Raw genomic sequence first — 18,755 nt, 5'->3', positions numbered from 1 at the left:
TGACCAGGAAAATCGCGGAAACCGATTCTGGCCAGCAGGAAATTCACTCTGACCCCTTTTGTGCTGCTCTTTGCTCCACGAGCTCCGCAAGCGTCTGCTTCAGCCCATCGCGCCAGCCCGGCGGCACGATGCCGAAGTCCCGTTGCAGGCGCGCGGAATCCAGCACCGAATATGCCGGCCGGCACGCAGGCGTCGGATAGTCGGCGGTGGTGATCGGCAACACGACTGGCTTGCGCTGCAGCAACCCGAGTTCATATGCATCGTCGATGATCGCGCTGGCGAATGCGTGCCAGTTGGTCTCGCCACACGTAGTCAGATGCCAGGTGCCGGATTCCACCACGCCCCGTCGCAACAGATCCTTTGTCGCATCGGCGATCCATGCGGCCGGCGTAGGCGCGCCTAACTGGTCGGCGACCACGCGCAGTTCATCACGCTCGCCTGCCAGTCGCAGCATGGTCAGCAGGAAGTTCTTGCCGTGCGCCGCGTATACCCAAGCCGTACGCAGGATCGCGTGGCGCGCGCCGCTGTCGCGGATCGCCTGTTCGCCTGCCAATTTGCTTGCACCGTAAACACCCAATGGCGCAGTCACATCATCTTCGAGGTACGCACGCGAAGCCTGCCCATCGAACACATAGTCGGTCGAGAAATGCACCAGCAGCGCATCCGCTGCTTTGCACGCCTGCGCAATCGCCGTTGGCGCTTCTGCATTGATGCGGAATGCAACGTCGGAGTCGGTTTCGGCCTTGTCCACAGCGGTATAAGCCGCGGCATTGACTACAACATCCGGCACGATGGCTTCGATCAGCGCAGCGAGCGATTCCGGCCGGTTGAAATCCGCAACTACATCGGCATCTTCACCATCACGCGTGGCGACGATCACTTCACCCAGTGCAGGCAGGCTGCGCCGCAGTTCGCGCCCGACCTGGCCATTGCCGCCAAGCAGCAAGACCCTCATGCGATGTAAGTTGGCAGGCACTCGGCAGGCACGTCGGCCAACAATGGCGCTACCGCATCCTTGCCCGACAACGACACTTCAGCCAACGGCCAATTGATAGCCAATTGTGGATCGTCCCAGCGCAGCGAGTTGTCACTGTCGCGGTCGAAGGGCGCGGTGCACAGATAGGTAAACAACGCAGTCTCGCTCAGGGTCAGGAAGCCGTGGGCGAAGCCTTCCGGAACCCAGAAATGCCGCTTGTTGTCAGCGCTCAGGATCGCTGCTGCATGTTGTCCGAACGTCGGTGAATCGCGGCGGATATCCACCGCCACGTCATAAACCTCGCCTTCCAGCACACTGACCAGCTTGCCTTGCGCATTGCCCGGCCATTGGTAATGCAGGCCGCGCAATACGCCGCGTTGGGATCGCGACACGTTGTGCTGGACGAAACTGGTGGGCAGGCCATGCTCGGCGAAACGCACCGCGTTCCAGCTTTCATAGAAATAGCCGCGCTCGTCGCCGAATACCGCCGGCTCGATCACCACGCAGCCCGGCAGTTTGGTCGCAATGACCTTCATCCGACGCGACCGTGCTCGAGCAGTCCCAGCAGGTACTGACCGTAGCCGCTCTTGGACAGCGGCTGAGCAAGCGAGCGCAACTGGTCGGCGTCGATCCAGTCGTTGTACCAGGCGATTTCTTCCGGGCAGCACACGCGCAGGCCCTGGCGCTTCTCGATGGTCTCGATATACGTCGAGGCCTCGACCAGCGACTCATGGGTGCCGGTATCCAGCCAGGCATAGCCGCGACCCATCTTTTCCAGCTGCATCGAACCGTCTTGCAGATAGCAGCGGTTGAGGTCGGTGATTTCCAGTTCGCCACGCGGTGACGGCTCTAACGAGGCAGCGAAATCGCAGGCGCGGCCATCGTAGAAATACAGGCCGGTGACCGCGTAGTTCGACTTTGGTTTTTCCGGCTTTTCTTCCAGTCCGATGACCTTGCCGACCGCATCGAACTCGGCCACGCCGTAGCGATCCGGGTCACGCACCCAGTAACCGAACACCGTGGCGCCGTCTTCGCGCGCGTCGGCGCGCTGCAACAGTTCGGTCAGTCCATGGCCATAGAAGATGTTGTCGCCCAGTACCAGGCAACTCGGCCCACCGGCCAGGAACTCGCGACCGATGATGAACGCCTGTGCCAGTCCATCCGGGCTGGGTTGCACGGCGTACTCGATCTGCATCCCCCATTGCGAACCATCGCCAAGCAGATGCTGGAACAGTGCCTGCTCGTGCGGTGTGTTGATGATCAACACCTCGCGGATCCCCGCCAGCATCAGCACGCTGAGCGGGTAATAGATCATTGGCTTGTCGTACACCGGCAGCAGCTGCTTGCTGATCGCCTTGGTGATCGGATATAGCCGGGTGCCGGAGCCGCCGGCGAGGACAATGCCTTTACGTTTCATCGACCCCACTCCTCAATAATTCGTAGCCATCCTTGGCGCGACAACATGGAACGTGGATTGTCCTGCCCGGCCTTCCATGGCCGGGCGCTCGGCGGCGCAGCAGACGCCTTGATGGCGTCCGCTAGCACGCGCCACCTTGCCCAATGCGTTCCAATCGGTAACTGCCATCCAGCACGCGCCCGACCCAATCCTGGTTGTCCAGGTACCAGTCGACGGTGTCGGCGATACCCTGCTCGAAGTTGTGTGCCGGCGCCCAGCCCAGTTCGGACTTCAGCTTGCTTGCGTTGATCGCGTAACGGCGGTCATGGCCCGGGCGATCGGCAACATAGGTGATCTGCGATGCGCGCGACTGGCCGTCATCACGCGGACGGCGTGCGTCGAGCAGCGCGCAGATCGCATGCACGACCTGGATATTTTGCATCTCTGCATCGCCGCCTACGTTGTAGGTCTCGCCGACGCGACCGTGTTCCAGCACGGCGCGGATCGCCGCGACGTGGTCGCCTACATACAACCAGTCACGCACGTTCTTGCCATCGCCATAGATCGGCAGTGGCTCGCCGGCCAGCGCGCGGGCGATGATCAATGGGACGAGTTTTTCCGGAAACTGGTACGGACCGTAATTGTTGCTGCAGTTGGTGGTCACCACCGGCAAGCCGTAGGTGTGGTGGAACGCACGCACCAGGTGGTCGGAGGCTGCCTTTGATGCCGAGTACGGCGAATTCGGCGCGTATGGCGTGTCCTCGCGGAACTTGCCGGTCTCGCCCAGCGAGCCGTAGACCTCGTCGGTGGACACATGCAGGAAACGGAACGCCTGCCTGGCATTGCCTTCGAGCGACTTCCAGTGGTCGCGCACCGCTTCCAGCAAAGCAAGCGTGCCAACCACATTGGTCTGCACGAATGCCGCCGGGCCGTCGATGGACCGATCAACGTGGCTCTCGGCGGCGAAGTTCACCACCGCATCCGGGCGGTGCTCGGCCAATAACTGCGCGACCAGATCGCCGTCACCGATGTCGCCATGCACGAACACATGCTTGGCATCACCATCCAACTCCGCCAGCGTATCCCGGTTGCCGGCATAGGTCAGCGCATCCAGGTTCACCACCCGGATGCCGCCGCGCACCGCATCGAGCACGAAGTTGCCACCGATAAAACCGGCGCCGCCGGTAACCAGCCAAGTCGTCATGCGATTGCTTCCTTGCTGCGTGCTGTTCAGAACGGAATGTCGTCGTCGAACGGCACATCGTCGAAGCTTGCCGGCTTGGGCGGCGCCGGATCGCGACGCTGCGCGGGTGCCGGGCGCGCCGGGCGATCGCCGCCACTGTCGCGCTGGTAATCGCCACCGCTGCGCTGCCCACCACCACCGCCACCACCACCTTCGGCACGGCCACCGAGCATCTGCATCTCGTTGGCCACGATCTCAGTGAAGAACTTCTCCACGCCATCCTGGCCGGTGAATTTGTCGTAGCGGATTTCACCCTCGACGTACACCTGCGAGCCCTTCTTGAGGTACTCGCCGGCGATCTCGCCGAGCTTGCCGAAGAAGGTGACGCGGTGCCATTGCGTCTGTTCCTGCTGGTTGCCCTCCTTGTCCTTGCGAACCGAGGTGGTAGCCAGGCTGACCTTGGTGATCGCCATGCCGCCTTGGGTGTATTTCACTTCCGGGTCGTTACCCAGATTGCCGACCAGGATCACCTTGTTCACGCCGCGGGCCATGTCATTCCTCGCCTTGTTGCCGTCCGGAGCGGACGATCAGCATTGAATTATAGCTGCCGCGCCACGACCATCGGGATCCGCTCCGAGATTGGGTGGGAAATTGCCGCATGTCGGTCGAACATGGTGCACAGCCTATAATTCCGCGTCCCTCAAAGCTCTTGCCCATGCCCGATACCCCTGCTCCTCATCCCAGGCCCCAGCCCCGGCCGTCACTTGGCAGGCAATTGGACTTGCCGGCGATCCAGGCCCTGACCGCGCCCGAGATGGCCGCAATGGACGCCCTGATCCGCCAGCGCCTGGCCTCGGACGTGGTCCTGATCAACCAGGTCGCCGAGTACATCATTGGCGCGGGTGGCAAGCGCCTGCGGCCAATGCTGTTGTTGCTCGCTGCCGGTGCACTTGGCCATCGCGGCCCGGATGCGCACCAGTTGGCGGCAGTGGTCGAGTTCATCCATACCGCGACCCTGCTGCACGACGACGTGGTCGACGAATCCGACCTGCGCCGCGGCCGCAGCACCGCCAATGCGGTGTGGGGCAATGCCGCATCGGTGCTGGTTGGCGACTTTCTGTACTCGCGCAGCTTCCAGCTGATGGTGGAGCTGGACCAGCTCGATGTGATGCGGATCCTGGCCGATACCACCAACACGATTGCAGAGGGCGAAGTCCTGCAATTGCTGCATGTGCGCAACCCGGACACCGACGAAGCCGCCTACCTGCGCGTGATCGAACGCAAGACCGCGGTGCTGTTTGCCGCCGCGACCCGGCTCGGCGCGCTACTGGCCGGCGCCGATGCCACCACCTGCGACGCCATGCACACCTATGGCCTGCACCTGGGCTATGCCTTCCAGATCGCCGACGATGTGCTCGATTACGCCTCCGATGCGGCGACGCTGGGCAAGAACCTCGGTGACGACCTTGCCGAGGGCAAGGCCACCTTGCCGCTGATCCATGCGATGCAGCACAGCGATGCTGAAGTGAAAGCCGTGCTGCGTAATGCCATCGAACATGGCGATACCGATGCGATGCCGCAGGTACTTGCCGCGATCGAGTCTTGCGGCAGCCTGGACTACAGCCGCGCCTGCGCCCGGCAACACGCAAGCGATGCAGAATTCGCGTTGTCGGGACTGCCCGACAACGAGCATGTCGCCGCCTTGCGCGGCTTGGCGGGTTACGCAGTCAGCCGCGACCACTGAGTAACCTGTTAGCTCCTACAAGAGTTTTGCCACGGGATTCACTTCGCCGCGAATCGCTCCGCGAAGAAATTGTGCATCATCAATTCCCCGCGTGTCGCGGCGCGTTCGTTGTACATGCAACCCGGACGGTTGGCCGTTGGCAGCGCGAAGCAGTGCACCGCACCGCTGAAGTTCACGAATTGCCAGTCGGCGCCGGCCTCGTTCATTTCCTGCTGGAAGCCCACGATATCGCCTGCAGCGCCCTTGTCGTCGGCGCCGTTGAGCACAAGTACGCTGGCCTTGATCGAACCCGGCTTGGCCGGCATCGGCGTGCTTAGCCCGCCATGGAAGGTCACCACACCGGCGATGTCGGCGCCGCTGCGGGCGAGCTCCAGCACAGTGGAGCCGCCGAAGCAGTAGCCCAATGCACCAATTTTCGAGGCGTCCAGTGGTGCGCTGCCGGCCTGCGCCTTCAGCACGTCGACCGCTTTGTTGATCCGCGCACGCCAGGCCATGTCGTCGCCATTGAGTTTCTTGACCTGCGCTAGCGCCTCATCATTGGACTTGGGCCGCACGCCCTTGCCATAGACATCGGTCAGCAACACCACGTAGTCCTGCCCGGCAATGTGCTTGGCCTTCTCCAGTGCGCTGTCGGTCACGCCGTACCAGTCAGGCACCATGACCAGGCCGGGGCGCTTGGCCTTGCCAGCATCGTCATAGACCACATAACCGCTGAAGTGGTCGTTGCCGACATGCCATTCCACCGGCTTGGCCTGCATCTTCGCGAAGACGGGCGCGGTGGCGAGCATGAGTCCGATGGTAAGCAGGCAGCGACGCATGAGGCAGGCTCCGAGTGAAAGGACGCCAGCTTATGCCCTGTGCATTCAGGCGTCGTGATGGACGCATTTTCGTATGGGGCAAACAACGTTGTGTGGGCAAAACTCCGCGTGTGGGGCAAGCCCCACACCTACGGGGTGGCATTTGCAACATCACCATACGGCTTGAGGACGGGACTCCATTCGTAGATGCGGGGCTTGCCCCGCATGCATTTGGCTGACAGACATCAGGCAATCCCCATGCCTGCAATCCCGGAAATAACGTCGAGATCGAAGCCAGCAAGCTCCGTGAAATGGCGACCGCGTGCCGTGTAATCCTTGTACGCGCCGAAGCTGGGCGCGCCGGGCGACAGCAGCAGCACGCCGCCATCCGGCAGGGCCGCACGCGCCTTGGCCATCGCATCGGGAAGATCTGTCGCGGCTTCCAGCACGAAGCTTCGTTCTTCTGCGACAGCTGAAAGCAGGTCGAGGATGCGCGGTCCGTTCTGGCCCATGGTGATGACTGCAACAGGTGCATGCGCGCGCATGGCATCGGCGAAGGCCTCCCACGGCAGGCCGCGGTCATGCCCGCCGACCAGAACTGCAACAACGCGATCCCGATACAGCTCCAATGCCGCCAGCGTCGCGTGTGGCGTGGTGCTGATCGAATCATTGACGTAGGTGATCCCGTCGCACTCGCCAAGCAGTTGCAGGCGATGCGGCAACGGCTGGAAATCCGCTGCGTGCGGCGCAAGCGCAATCGCATCCAGCCCGAATGCCTCAAGCGCCGTCAGCACCGCGCACAGGTTGCTGCGGTTGTGGCGACCGGGCAGCGGTAGCGACTTGGTGTCCATGATGAAGGCATCGCCGCGGTATAGCTCGTCACCGCGCAGGTGCCAGCCCTCCGCGTTCCCATACCAATGCACGTCACTGTCCGGCAGCGACAGCGCCGCAAGCCGCGGGTCGGCGGCATTGAGTACGGCGATGCGTGGCTTTGCTTCGGTCAGCAATGCCAGCTTGTCCTCGACATAGCGTGCTTCGCTGCCATGCCAGTCAAGGTGTTCGGGAAACACATTGGTGACGATGGCGATACCCGGGCGCACGCCGGATGCGGCGACATCGCGGGTCTGGTAGCTCGACAACTCCACCACCCACGCATCCGCCTGTGCGTCCAGCAATTCGAGCAAAGGCACACCGATGTTGCCGGCCAGCGCGGTGCGCATGCCCGCGCAACGCAACAGATGCGCAAGCAGCGCCGAGGTCGTGCTCTTGCCCTTGGTGCCGGTGACACACAGCACGTCGCGCGCAACGCCATCGGTCGTCGCATGTTCGGCGAACCACAGCGCAGTGCCACCAATGAAACGCGTTCCCAGCGCCGCCGCGGCAAGTGCTTCGGGACGATACGGACTGATGCCGGGCGATTTCACCACCAGCGCATGCAAGGCGAGTGTTTCGGCAGTGACTTCGGTGCCGGCGCACAGCCAGCGATCGCCGATGACGCGTGCTTCTTCGGCTTCGCTGGCGCTGCAAAACAATGTCAGCGGCAAGTCCCGCAGGCGCGAGCGGATCGCCTGATAGGCAGCTCGTCCTTCGCAGCCCCAGCCCCAAAGGGCGATGCGGCCACCATTTGCTGCAATCACTTCAAGCTGCGAAATACGCACCCAGTCGCTCCTGCAGCTTCGCCGGGATCTGCTGCTCCTCATCCGGTACCAGCAAAGGCTCGATGCGCAATGCATCCTGGTCCAGCTGCGGCATGATCTCTCGGGCGAAACGCTCGACCAGTGCATCGCCACGCCATTCCGCGCGAGCGGTGAGCGCGGCCATTGCGGCACGCGACTCGCGGCCTTCGCCCACGCATTCGAACGGCTTGTGGTCCTGGTATTCCAGCAGCGCATCAAAGCCTGCGGTCTGCGCCGGATCATCCAGCAGGTTACGCCCGAAGATGCCCATCAAGCGCGGTTTCGGCATAAACGGCGCCAACGCCAGGAATACGAAATGACACTTGGGGCAGACGCCGCACCAGCGACTCACTGGCCGTTCGCCGAGGATGTGGAAATTGCGGTTGCAGCTGGAAAAATGCGCGTCGTAACGGGTCGACTTCGCGAACTGTCGCGCCACCGCCAACTCGCTGAGTGGGCGCAGCAACGAGTAGTAATGCAGGTCGGCCGCGACATGACGACTGACGTAGTCGCCGAATATTGATTCGAATACCCAGCCCTTCGACCACTGGTGGTTGACCTCTTTTGTGGTGCTGCCGTCTTCAGCCACGATCATCGAGCCATAGCTGGCCGAACGCTCGTTGGAGAACACCACTTGATCGACGCCGTGCAGCAGCGCCGTCAACACCAGGATCGCCGAGTTCACCGCGGTCACCGGGATATGCCCGTTCCACGCGCCCTGCCGGTTGTAGTCGAACAACCGCGACGCAAGCGCGCGGCCGACATTGAGCGTAGGCAGCCCAGTCTGTGCGGCGCAGGCGGCGATCAGTTGCGAGCCGCCAATCCAGGTCACGGTCTGCGCGACACCCAACGTGCGCAAGGCTTCAATACTGACCAGTGAATCCTTGCCGCCACCAATCGCGACCAATGCATGCTCGCGCAGGCCGACAGTGGGCGCAGCGGCATCCGCAGCATCGCGATGCGGGAAGCGGATGCGATCGTGCAGGTTAAGGTTGTTGCGATAGGCGAACTCGCCAAGCCCGTTGAGGTAGATCGCATCCAGCAACGTAGCCGTGTCGGCATCGATGTTGTAGCTGTCGATGCGGATATGTACGGGCACCGCGGCCTTGTAGTAGCTGACGCCCGCAATCAGGTGCAGCAGGCGCAATGCCTGGTCCACCGCATGCGCACGCGTCGCGTCCAAAACGAACGGTGCGCCAGGCACAGTGACGGTCTCGACTAGCTCCGGGCCATCGTCGAAGGCATACACCAGTTGCGCGATGCCGGTCGCCGCATCGAAACCGCAACGCACGAAATGAAATTCGTTGATGGCGTCGCGCTGGAACATCCACTCACTCATTCGATCACGTCCTCGGTCGGCAAGGCCCGCAGGTTGTAAGTATTGGCCATCGCCATGCCGTAGGCACCGGCATCGGCCAACATCATCACGTCACCCGGCGCCGTGGCTGCGGGAAGCTTCACGCGCTGGCCGAACACGTCGCTGGATTCGCAGATCGGACCGACCACCTCGAACTCGCCGTCGCAGGCAGCATCCAGCCGCGACAGGTTGATGATGTCGTGCCAAGCGTCGTATAGCGCAGGCCGGATCAGCGCGTTCATGCCTGCATCCAGCCCCACCCGCAGCACGCCATCCTTCTCGATCACCTGGGTGGCATGCGCCAGCAACACGCCCGATTCGGCGACCAGGAACCGGCCTGGTTCGATCGCCAGTTTGAACGCCGGATGGATGGCCTTGATCGAAGCCAGTCCATCGGCCCATGCATCGAGGTCGAAGGGCTCATCGTCGTCGCTGTACGGGATCGGCAAGCCGCCACCAATGTCCAGGATCTCGACGCTGCCGATACGGCGTGCGAAGCCAGCCAGTTCATCCACCACCTGCTTCCAGTGTTCGCTGGTCTCGATGCCGCTGCCCAGGTGCGCGTGCACGCCAGTGATGCGCACATCAAGTCCACGCGCGATCTCGACGAATTCCTCCACGCGCTGGGCCGACAGGCCGAACTTGGATGCCTTGCCACCGGTGTTCACTTTTTGATGATGGCCATCGCCATGGCCAAGGTCGATGCGCAGCCAGAGTTCGCGGCCACGGAAGACCTCCGGCCAGCAACGCAGCAACTCGGCGTTGTCGACTGTGACGGTGACGCCGCGCGCCAGTGCCGCCGCGTATTCGTCGATGGGTGCGAAGCTAGGGGTGAACAGCACGCGTTGCGGCGAAAGATCGGGCAAGACATCGAACACTCGCTCGAGTTCTCCCTGCGACACGCACTCCAGGCCGAAGCCTTCCTGCTCCAATGTCTTCAGGATCTCCGGATGCGAATTGGCCTTGATCGCATAGTAGTGGCGGTCGACCGCTGCAATGGCCTTCAACTGGCGGGCACGATCAAGCACCGTAGGTAGATGGTAGGCGTAGCGCGGCGTACCTTGCTCGGCAAGCACCAGCAATGCATCGCGTTCATGCGCACCGCGCCACCACGGCGTGCCGCGCGGACGCACCGTGCCATTGATTTCACGCCAGCGCGGGCCGAACACCTGACCCTCGTAAACCGGCATCGCACCGCTATCGATCAGTGCCGCGTGCAACCGCGGCAGCATGCCGTCGGCGGCAGCTTCGTCGACCACGAAGGTCAGGTTGAGGTCGTTGGACGACTGCGAGATCAGGTGCACGCGTTCCTGCCCGAACATCGCCCAGACTTCGGACAGTTTGTGCAGCAGCGAGCGCATGCCGCGCCCGACCAGGGTGATCGCCGCGCACGGCAGGATCACCTTGACCCGACACAGCTGCGACAGGTCTTCGGACAGGCGTGCGAGTACGTCGGTGCTGACCAGGTTCTCGGACGGATCCAGCGAGACCGTGACATTCGTTTCCGACGAACCGATCAGGTCCACCGACAGGCCATGACGCTTGAAGCACTCGAACACGTCGGACAGGAAGCCGACCTGTTGCCACATCCCGATGCCTTCCATCGACACCAGCACGATGCCGTTGCGGCGGCTGATCGCCTTCACCCCAAGGACGGGCTGGGCGCTGCCATCGATGCGGGTGCCGGGCAGCTCCGGGCGCTCGGTGTCCAGGATCGACATCGGTACGCCGGCATCACGGCACGGCTTGATTGAACGTGCGTGCAGGACCTTGGCGCCGGTGGTGGCGATTTCCTGTGCTTCGTAATAGTCGAGCTGGGTCAGCAGGCGTGCATCTGGCACCTCGCGCGGATTGGCGCTGAACATGCCGGGCACGTCGGTCCAGATTTCGACGCGGTCCGCGCCGAGCAGCGCACCGAAGTAGGCCGCGGAGGTATCCGAACCACCACGGCCGAGGATCGCAGTCCCGCCGTCGCGATGCCGTGCGATGAAACCCTGTGTAATCAGCATCCGCGCTGGTTGCGCCGCGAAACGCTGGCGCCACTCGGCACTGCCTTGGCATTGGCAATTCACCGATAGCCGCTGCGACCACTCGGCCTGGTTGGGCTGCGGCGGCACCGCGTCCAGCCACTCGCGCGCATCGCACCAGCCGAAGTCGTGGCCGCTGGCGTGCAGGTAAGCCGCGCCGATCGTCGATGACAGCAATTCACCTTGCGCCAGCACTTCGGCCTGCCAGTCCAGTGCAAGCGAGGTCGCACGTGGATCTTCGACCAGTGCCTGCAACGCGGCGAAGCGCTCGCCGAGCACGTCATCGGCTTCGAGATCGAGTTCGCCACAGAACGCGCGATGACGCTGGACCAGCGCATCGACACGCGCAGCGATATCGTCACCAGCGCAGATCGCGGAGAGTTCGTTGGTGACCCCGGACAAGGCCGAGACCACCACCAGCACGCGTGCGTCTTCCTGTGCCGCACGCTCCGATGCAAGCCGGCCGATGGTGTCCCAGCGCGTACGTTTGGAGACCGAGGTTCCACCGAACTTCAGGACCAGCCAGCGGCAGTCCCTGTCAGGTGCGGGTCGGTCGGACACAGGCGCAAGAGCAATGGACATGGGCGGGATCGGAATGAGTCAGTGCTGCCCGCGGCGCGGGCGGTGGTGCATTCTAACGGCCCCTCCTGCCGGCTGGACCGCATTCGCTTATGCCTAATCGTCGTTATGTGCAGCTTGATGTCTTCGCCACCCGCCCCGGTGCTGGCAATCCATTGGCCGTGGTGCTGGATGCGCAGGGCCTGGACGATGCAGCGATGCAGGCAATCGCGCGCTGGACCCGCTTGCCGGAAACCACCTTCGTGTTCCCGGCGGATTCCGACGACGCCAGCTACCGCATCCGCATGTTCAGCCCGCGCCGTGAAGTGCCGTTCGCCGGCCATCCGAGCGTCGGCACCGCGCACGCCGTGCTCGATGCCGGGCTGGCAGTGCCGCGCGATGGCGCGTCTTCAGGCAAGTTCCTCGTGCAGGACGGAATCGCCGGCAAGCTGCCGCTGCAGGTTCATGGCGAAGCTCGCGAACGCACGGTTGCGGTGCGCACCCCGCGCGCGCGGGTGCAGGAAATCGCGACGCCTGGCGATCCGCGCCTGCGCGATGCACTGGCCGGCCTGCGGCTCGGTGCGCTGCCACCGGCATTGATGGATGGCGGCCGCCGTTGGTGGCTGGCGGAACTTGCCAGCGAAGCAGACCTGCGTAGCGCGACACCGGACTGGAATGCCATTTCAACACTGGCTGAAACCACAGACAGCATGGGCCTGTTCGTGTATGCACGCAGCGAAGATCCGGTCCACTACTTTGCGGTGCGCGCGTTCGTGGGTACACCGTCGCAGTTCGAGGATGCTGCCTCTGGTGCTGCGAATGCGACGCTGGCGGCATGGCTGGCCGATCAACACGCACTACCAAGCGCTGATGGCTTCTATCGGGTAAGCCAAGGCCGCGAGGTCGGCTTCGACGCGATCATAGAGTTGCAGGTTGATGCTGCCGGCGATGTGTGGTCGGGTGGGCGCGCGGTAACGGTGGTCGAGGGCGAGCTGGATTGGCCGGAGTGAAAAAGGGGCCTCACGGCCCCTTCGTTTCATTCGATCTCGTACGACGGCTTACTGCGGCGTGACATCCACCCGCACCCGCACGCGATCGCCGGGGTGGTGGTCCATGCGCCGGGTGTAGCGGCGACCGTTGTATTCGTAGGTGACGTCGTATGCACTGGCGCGGCCGTCATTGGTCCGGCTGTAGTAGCCATTGCCGGCCGGTTCCGGATCACAGACGCGCACCGTGCCGGCGGGCGTGTAGCGGTCGCGCTGGGTATTTTCGTACACCTGCCGACCGGCCATGCCACCAACCATCGTGCCGATCGCGGTCGCCGCGTAGGTGCCGCTGCCGCCGCCAATCTTGCTGCCGAGTACCGCACCGGCGATGCCGCCGACCACCGTTGCGACATTGCGGCCAGTAGTACTGCCACCACCGTACTGCGAACGGCCGTACGGATCATTGCGGTTGTAGCCGTTGCTGCCGTATTGGTTGCCGTTCCCGTAATAGCCATCGCGCGGGTAGCTGCCGGCGCTCTGGGTTTCATAGCAGCGCTGGTTGCCATTGTTGGCAGTGCCACGATAGCTCCCGATCACCGGATCCACCCGGATCACCCGCGCATAGTCGTAGTAGGCATCGCCCTGCTGATTGTTGCCACGATAGCTATTGTCATTGCGATCGTTGTACCCGTCGTTGTAGCTATTGTCGGGTGGGTAATAGCCCGACTGGGCGAATGCGGCGCTGCTGGACAACAGCCCGATGGCAAGCAAGGCGGTGGAAAGGCGCTTCATGGTGGACTCCCTCGCCAGGAAAGTGGATTGGCTGGCGCAATTCAACGATGCAGCCGGTGCGCTAAAGCGAAGCTGAATACGAAAAACTTCCACATATCCATTTAGCGCACCGACAGTTTCGGATGTAATCCGGAATACAACCCGGACCGGCTATTTTGACTCGTAAACGGGCTTGCCGTCGACCCAGGTTGAACGGATTTTCAGGTCATCAATCTGCGAATCCGGAACAGTCAGCGGGTCCGCAGCGAGCACCACGAAATCCGCATGCAGGCCTGGTGCGAGCCGGCCCACCTGATCCTCGTCGAAGCCGGCCCACGCGGCATCTGCGGTGAAGCCGCGCAATGCTTCGGCGGCAGTCATGCGCTGCGCCGGAAACCAGCCGCCTGGCGGATGGCCCTCACGATCCTGGCGCGCCACCGCGGCATACAGGCCCAGGCGCGGGTCAGGAGATTCCACCGGGAAGTCAGAACCGAACGCAAGGTGCGCGCCACTGTTGAGCAGGTCGCGCCAGGCATAGGCACCAATCAGTCGTGCCTCACCAAGGCGCTCGTGCGCCCATGGCATGTCGGAGGTCGCATGGGTTGGCTGCATCGACGCAATCACGCCCAGTTTTGCAAAGCGACCCAAGTCGTCCGGTGACAGGATCTGTGCATGCTCGACGCGCCAGCGATGATTGGTTTTCGCATCGTCGCCCAGCACACGCTCATAGGTGTCCAGCACAAGCCGGTTGCCGCGATCGCCGATGGCATGGGTGGCAACCTGCACGCCGCAGCCCTTGGCCTTGCGCACCGCTGCCTCGTAAGCATCCGGCGCGGTCACCAGCAGGCCACGGTTGCCCGGATCATCGCTATAGTCGGCCAGCAACGCGGCACCACGGCTACCCAGCGCGCCATCGATGAACAATTTAACGCCATGCATTTCAAGTCGACCGCCGGCATGGGTGTACAAACCGTCCTTGCACAGGTCGGCCAAGGCTTCCTTGTTGCCATTGGCATAGGCATCGATGCGCAATGTCAGCCGACCTGCATCGGCAAACTGCTTGTACAAAGCAAGCGCTTCACGCGAAACGCCCATGTCATGCACGCCGGTCAGGCCATCGCTGGCGAGTAATGACAGTGCCCGGGTGAGGGCTTCCTCGGCATGTGCGGCATCCAGTGCCGGCAGCACTGCATACATGGGTTTCATCGCGCCATCGACCAGGATGCCGCTGGGCTTGCCATCGGCACCGGCAATCACCTTGCCGCCATCGATCTTGCCGGAATTCAGCATGGTCTTGCCAACGGGCGATGCCGACAAAGCACGCAGTGCTGCAGTGTTGGCCCAGCCGGCATGGCCATCCACGCGTTCCAGCCAGACCGGCCGATCCGGGAACACAGCATCCAGGTCTGCTGCAGTGGGGAATGCAGTGTCCGGCCAGTCGTTCTGGTCCCAGCCACCACCGAGCAGCCATTCGCCCGGAGCGAGGGTTTTTTCGAAATCACGCAACCGCGTCATAACCTCGGCCTTGTTGGCGGCGCCGACCAGATCGGCCCGCATCAGTGCCAGGCCGAGATCCATGATGTGGCCGTGGGCATCGATCATCCCGGGCACCACGGTGGCGTCGCCGGCGTCGATTCGATCCGCATCCGGATAGCGCGCCGCCAGATCCTTCACATCGCCAACTGCGAGCAAGCGCCCGGACGCATCCCAGGCGATTGCGGTTGCGGTCGGGTGCTTCGGGTCGGAGGTATGGATGCGCTTGGCAGTGAGCAGCTGCACATCGGCGGCATTCGCGGGCGCAAGCACGCTGCCCGCGAACACTACGGCGGACATGCAGCAGCACAGCAAGCTTTTGGGCAAGATCAGGCGGGACAAGGTCATGGCATGGCTCGTCGGATGTGAAACCGCACTATGCCGTTCATGGACTACCCCGGCAACGCATGCCGACCGTCAGCTCAACAGGGTTGCTTCCAGCGAGATAGGTACGGAGCTCAATGCTTTCGAGACCGGGCAGTTGACCTTGGCGTCTTCTGCAATGGCCATGAACTTCGCCTTGTCGATGCCCGGCACTTTCGCCTTGGTCATGAGACGGATTGCACTGAGGTTTGGGCCGCCTTCCATCGACAGGTCGACTTCTGCGCGTGTGTCCACTGCTTCGGCAACGTGGCCTGCCTCGGCAAGCGCATTGGACAATGCCATGGTGAAGCAGCCGGCATGCGCAGCGGCAATGAGCTCCTCTGGACTGGTGCCTTTCTTGTCGCCGAAGCGTGTGTTGAAGCCATATACCGTGTCGGCCATCAGGCCGCTCTGTGGCGTGCTGATGCTGCCACCGCCCGACTTGAGGTCGCCTGACCAGTGCGCAGTGGCGTGACGGGAAATGCCCATGGTGTGCTCCATTGATTCGAGGGAAACGTTCTATAGCCGAAGAATGGGGCCCGCAGCGTTACGCCGATGTGCTTTTGCTGCGCTGCAACGGGACGCTGTATTCGCCCGCGCGCTATCGTCCAAGTCCGCCATGACCGCCCGCCGAGCGCACGCTTTACGCTCTGGCGCGAAGCGCGGACAGCCATGACGCCCGCTCTTGAAGAGCATGCTCCGCGCATAGAGGAGATACGGGCTCATGTCCTACAGCACACAGCAAATCCGCAATGTGGCCCTCACAGGCCATCCAGGCGCCGGCAAGACCACCCTGTTCGAAGCCCTGCTGCATGCCGGCGGCGCAATCCAGACGGCAGGCAGCATTGAACGCGGCAGCACGGTCTCCGACTTCGATCCGATAGAAAAAGATCGCGGCCATTCCATCGATGCCGCGATCGCAAGTACCGACCACTCCGGCATCCACCTCAATCTGATCGACACGCCCGGCTACCCGGATTTCCGCGGGCCGACCCTGTCCGCACTCGCCGCGGTTGAAACAGTTGCCATCGTTGTGGATGCCGACCACGGCATCGACCACGGCACTGTGCGGATGATGGAACACGCCAAGGCGCGCAAGTTGTGCCGCGTACTGGTGGTCAACAAGATCGACCATCCGGGCGCACGGCTCGGCGCACTGCTCGATAAGCTGCGCGACACCTTCGGCAACGAAGTGTTGCCGCTCAACCTGCCCACCGAGGGCGGCAGGAGCGTCGTCAACTGCTTTACCCAATCTTCGGGCCATAGCGACCTCGGCCCGGTCGGCGACTGGCACCAGAAGATCATCGACCAGGTTGTCGAGATCAACGAAACCGTGATGGACCATTACCTGGACCTGGGCGAATCCGGACTGAAAGGCCAGGAACTGCATGATGCGTTCGAGCAATGCCTGCGCGAAGGCCACCTCGTTCCGGTCTGCTTCGTCTCCGCGCGTAGCGGCGCCGGCGTGCGTGAGCTGCTGGACGTGACCGAAACCCTGTTTCCGCATCCGGGCGAGGCCAACCCGCCACCGTTCATGAAAGGCGTCGGCGCGAATGCGCAGCCGATCACCGCCACGCTGGATCCGGACGCACATGTCATTGCCGACGTATTCAAGATCACCAATGATCCCTTCGTCGGCAAGCTCGGCGTGTTCCGCGTCTATCAGGGCACGGTCAGGAAGGACACCCAGCTATTCGTCGACGACGGCAAGAAGCCGTTCAAGGTCGCGCACCTGTTCAAGCTCAAGGGCAAGGAGCATGTCGAGATCGCGCAAGCCATTCCCGGCGACATCGCTGCCGTCGCCAAGATCGACGATCTGCATTTCGATGCCGTGCTGCATGACAGCCATGACGAGGACCATATCCACCTTGCATCGATGGCGTTCCCCAATCCGATGTTCGGGCTGGCGGTGGACGCCGCGAGCAAGGGCCAGGAACAGAAACTCGCGATCGCGCTGCACAAGCTTGCCGAGGAAGACCCGGCATTCAACGTCGAGCACAACATCGAAACCAACGAGACCGTGATCCGCGGCCTGTCCGACCTGCACCTGCGGGTGATGCTGCAACGGCTGAAGGACAAGTACGGCGTCGACGTGAATACGCACCCGCCACACATTGCCTATCGCGAAACCGTGTCGGCAAAGGCCGAGGGCCATTATCGGCACAAGAAACAGACCGGTGGCGCCGGCCAGTTCGGCGAAGTGTCCCTGCGCATCGAACCGCTGCCGCGCGGTGGCGGCTTCGAGTTCGTCGACGAGGTCAAGGGTGGCACGATCCCCGGCCAGTTCCTGCCAGCAGTAGAGAAAGGCGTGCGCCTAGTGCTATCCGGTGGCGCAGTAGCCGGCTATCCGATGCAGGACGTGCGCGTGATTGTCTACGACGGCAAGCACCATCCGGTGGATTCCAAGGAGATTGCGTTTGTCGCTGCCGGAAAAAGGGCGTTCCTGGATGCGGTCAGCAAGGCGCGACCGCAAGTACTCGAACCGATCACCGACCTGGAAGTGACCGCGCCCGAGCAGCACATGGGCGACATCAGCGGCGGGCTGGCGTCCAAGCGCGCGCGGATCAGTGGCACCGATTCGGCACGCGGCGGCGAGATCGTGGTCAAGGCGCAGGTGCCGCTGTCGGAGCTGGAAGGCTATGCCGCGGAACTGAAATCGGTGACAGCGGGCCGTGGCCGCTATGTGCTGGATTTCAGCCACTACGAGCCGGTGCCGACCCAGGTCCAGCAAAAACTTGTCGAGGCCTACAAGCCACGCCACGAGGAGGACTGATAACCCGAGGTTCATGGCGAAGCGCTAAGGTGTCCAACCCCGCACGTACGCAGGTTCCCGTCATGCGCCGCATCGCCCTGGTCTTCATGCTGTTGTTCGTTGGCTTGCTGGTGGGTTGTTCGAGCTTGGGTAGTTCCGTGCTGCTGGGCCGCGACATCCATTTCACCGAGCCGCAGTTGCAGGCGCAGCTGGACCACAAGTTCCCGCGCGACTACCGCAAACTGGGCGGGCTGATCTCTATCAGCCTGCTCAATCCGCGGCTGAGCCTGCCCGGCGGCGGTCGCCTGCACCTGGAGTTCGACATCGGCATGACCGGCATGGGCGGTGGCAACAGGAATCCTTCGGGGCACTTCATCGTCGAAAGCGGCTTGCGCTTCGATGCCGGAACCCATGGCCTGCACTTGGACAACCCCGAGATCGTCAACGTCAACGTACCCGCACTCGGCGGCGTGATGAACGGCACTGCACGCACGATGCTCAACAGCTGGCTGCTCGATTATGCTCGCGAAGAACCGGTATATCGGCTGGACGACAGCACCTTCGGCCGCATCGCATCTAAGCGGATCGAACGGGTCGACATCGATACCGGCGTGATCACACTCAAACTGGACTGAC

General features: G+C 63.0%; 16 protein-coding genes. 4 read left to right on the top strand and 12 right to left on the bottom strand.

Going from position 1 to position 18,755, the window contains the following annotated elements:
* Positions 1-43: 43 nt before the first annotated feature.
* The 5 genes from rfbD to ssb all read right to left on the bottom strand — a co-directional run bounded on the left by rfbD (position 44) and on the right by ssb (position 4,106).
* Positions 44-955, bottom strand: a complete 912-nt coding sequence (rfbD, locus tag PSV05_RS02105; RefSeq protein ID WP_300060743.1) for a dTDP-4-dehydrorhamnose reductase — start codon at positions 953-955, stop codon at positions 44-46.
* A complete protein-coding gene (rfbC, locus tag PSV05_RS02100) occupies positions 952-1,512 on the bottom strand; it encodes a dTDP-4-dehydrorhamnose 3,5-epimerase (protein ID WP_300060740.1) in 561 nt (186 codons plus the stop codon). Before rfbC ends, rfbD begins: the two co-directional genes overlap by 4 nt.
* The gene (gene rfbA / locus PSV05_RS02095; RefSeq protein ID WP_300060738.1) at positions 1,509-2,393 is read right to left on the bottom strand and encodes a glucose-1-phosphate thymidylyltransferase RfbA; all 885 of its coding nucleotides are present in this window, start codon (positions 2,391-2,393) and stop codon (positions 1,509-1,511) included. Before rfbA ends, rfbC begins: the two co-directional genes overlap by 4 nt.
* 121 nt (positions 2,394-2,514) lie before the next feature.
* Positions 2,515-3,576 carry a dTDP-glucose 4,6-dehydratase gene (gene rfbB, locus PSV05_RS02090; protein ID WP_300060735.1) on the bottom strand — a complete coding sequence of 354 codons (1,062 nt, stop codon included), beginning with the start codon at positions 3,574-3,576 and terminating at the stop codon, positions 2,515-2,517.
* 26 nt (positions 3,577-3,602) lie between these two features.
* Positions 3,603-4,106 carry a single-stranded DNA-binding protein gene (ssb, locus tag PSV05_RS02085; protein WP_300060732.1) on the bottom strand — a complete coding sequence of 168 codons (504 nt, stop codon included), beginning with the start codon at positions 4,104-4,106 and terminating at the stop codon, positions 3,603-3,605.
* A gap of 164 nt (positions 4,107-4,270) precedes the next feature.
* Here ssb and PSV05_RS02080 point away from each other — a divergent pair, with 164 nt between their 5' ends.
* On the top strand, positions 4,271-5,299 hold the full coding sequence (locus PSV05_RS02080; RefSeq protein WP_300060729.1) for a polyprenyl synthetase family protein: 1,029 nt from the start codon (positions 4,271-4,273) through the stop codon (positions 5,297-5,299).
* A gap of 38 nt (positions 5,300-5,337) precedes the next feature.
* Here the strand turns inward: PSV05_RS02080 and PSV05_RS02075 are convergent, their stop codons facing one another.
* The 4 genes from PSV05_RS02075 to PSV05_RS02060 all read right to left on the bottom strand — a co-directional run bounded on the left by PSV05_RS02075 (position 5,338) and on the right by PSV05_RS02060 (position 11,738).
* Positions 5,338-6,087, bottom strand: coding sequence for a dienelactone hydrolase family protein (locus tag PSV05_RS02075; RefSeq protein WP_300060725.1), 750 nt, complete (start codon positions 6,085-6,087; stop codon positions 5,338-5,340).
* A gap of 254 nt (positions 6,088-6,341) precedes the next feature.
* Positions 6,342-7,754 carry a UDP-N-acetylmuramoyl-L-alanine--D-glutamate ligase gene (gene murD / locus PSV05_RS02070; protein WP_300060722.1) on the bottom strand — a complete coding sequence of 471 codons (1,413 nt, stop codon included), beginning with the start codon at positions 7,752-7,754 and terminating at the stop codon, positions 6,342-6,344.
* Positions 7,735-9,111 (bottom strand): UDP-N-acetyl-alpha-D-muramoyl-L-alanyl-L-glutamate epimerase, encoded by a 1,377-nt coding sequence (murL, locus tag PSV05_RS02065; protein WP_300060719.1) that lies wholly within the window; start codon positions 9,109-9,111, stop codon positions 7,735-7,737. The genes murD and murL overlap by 20 nt, the downstream gene beginning before the upstream one ends.
* Positions 9,108-11,738, bottom strand: a complete 2,631-nt coding sequence (locus tag PSV05_RS02060; RefSeq protein WP_300060715.1) for a bifunctional aspartate kinase/diaminopimelate decarboxylase — start codon at positions 11,736-11,738, stop codon at positions 9,108-9,110. The genes murL and PSV05_RS02060 overlap by 4 nt, the downstream gene beginning before the upstream one ends.
* Positions 11,739-11,827: 89 nt before the next feature.
* On the opposite strand from PSV05_RS02060, the gene PSV05_RS02055 reads away from it, so the two are divergent.
* Positions 11,828-12,724, top strand: a complete 897-nt coding sequence (locus PSV05_RS02055; protein ID WP_300060714.1) for a PhzF family phenazine biosynthesis protein — start codon at positions 11,828-11,830, stop codon at positions 12,722-12,724.
* A gap of 48 nt (positions 12,725-12,772) precedes the next feature.
* Here the strand turns inward: PSV05_RS02055 and PSV05_RS02050 are convergent, their stop codons facing one another.
* From PSV05_RS02050 to PSV05_RS02040, 3 genes are all read right to left on the bottom strand, one after another.
* On the bottom strand, positions 12,773-13,492 hold the full coding sequence (locus PSV05_RS02050) for a glycine zipper 2TM domain-containing protein (RefSeq protein WP_300060711.1): 720 nt from the start codon (positions 13,490-13,492) through the stop codon (positions 12,773-12,775).
* A 150-nt stretch (positions 13,493-13,642) separates the two neighbouring features.
* A complete protein-coding gene (locus PSV05_RS02045; protein WP_300060706.1) occupies positions 13,643-15,352 on the bottom strand; it encodes an amidohydrolase family protein in 1,710 nt (569 codons plus the stop codon).
* Positions 15,353-15,421: 69 nt separating this feature from the next.
* A complete protein-coding gene (locus tag PSV05_RS02040) occupies positions 15,422-15,856 on the bottom strand; it encodes an OsmC family protein (RefSeq protein ID WP_300060703.1) in 435 nt (144 codons plus the stop codon).
* A gap of 235 nt (positions 15,857-16,091) precedes the next feature.
* Between PSV05_RS02040 and fusA the strand changes: the two genes are divergently transcribed.
* Both fusA and PSV05_RS02030 read left to right on the top strand, forming a co-directional pair.
* Positions 16,092-18,140, top strand: a complete 2,049-nt coding sequence (fusA, locus tag PSV05_RS02035) for an elongation factor G (RefSeq protein ID WP_300060700.1) — start codon at positions 16,092-16,094, stop codon at positions 18,138-18,140.
* Positions 18,141-18,202: 62 nt separating this feature from the next.
* The gene (locus PSV05_RS02030; RefSeq protein ID WP_300060697.1) at positions 18,203-18,754 is read left to right on the top strand and encodes a DUF1439 domain-containing protein; all 552 of its coding nucleotides are present in this window, start codon (positions 18,203-18,205) and stop codon (positions 18,752-18,754) included.
* Position 18,755: the final 1 nt, after the last annotated feature.

The organism is Thermomonas sp. (genome assembly GCF_029945965.1).
In the GTDB taxonomy this organism is placed as follows: domain Bacteria; phylum Pseudomonadota; class Gammaproteobacteria; order Xanthomonadales; family Xanthomonadaceae; genus Thermomonas.
The sequence above is the reverse complement of the archived record's forward strand: the minus strand, read 5'-3'. Positions and strand labels throughout refer to the sequence as shown.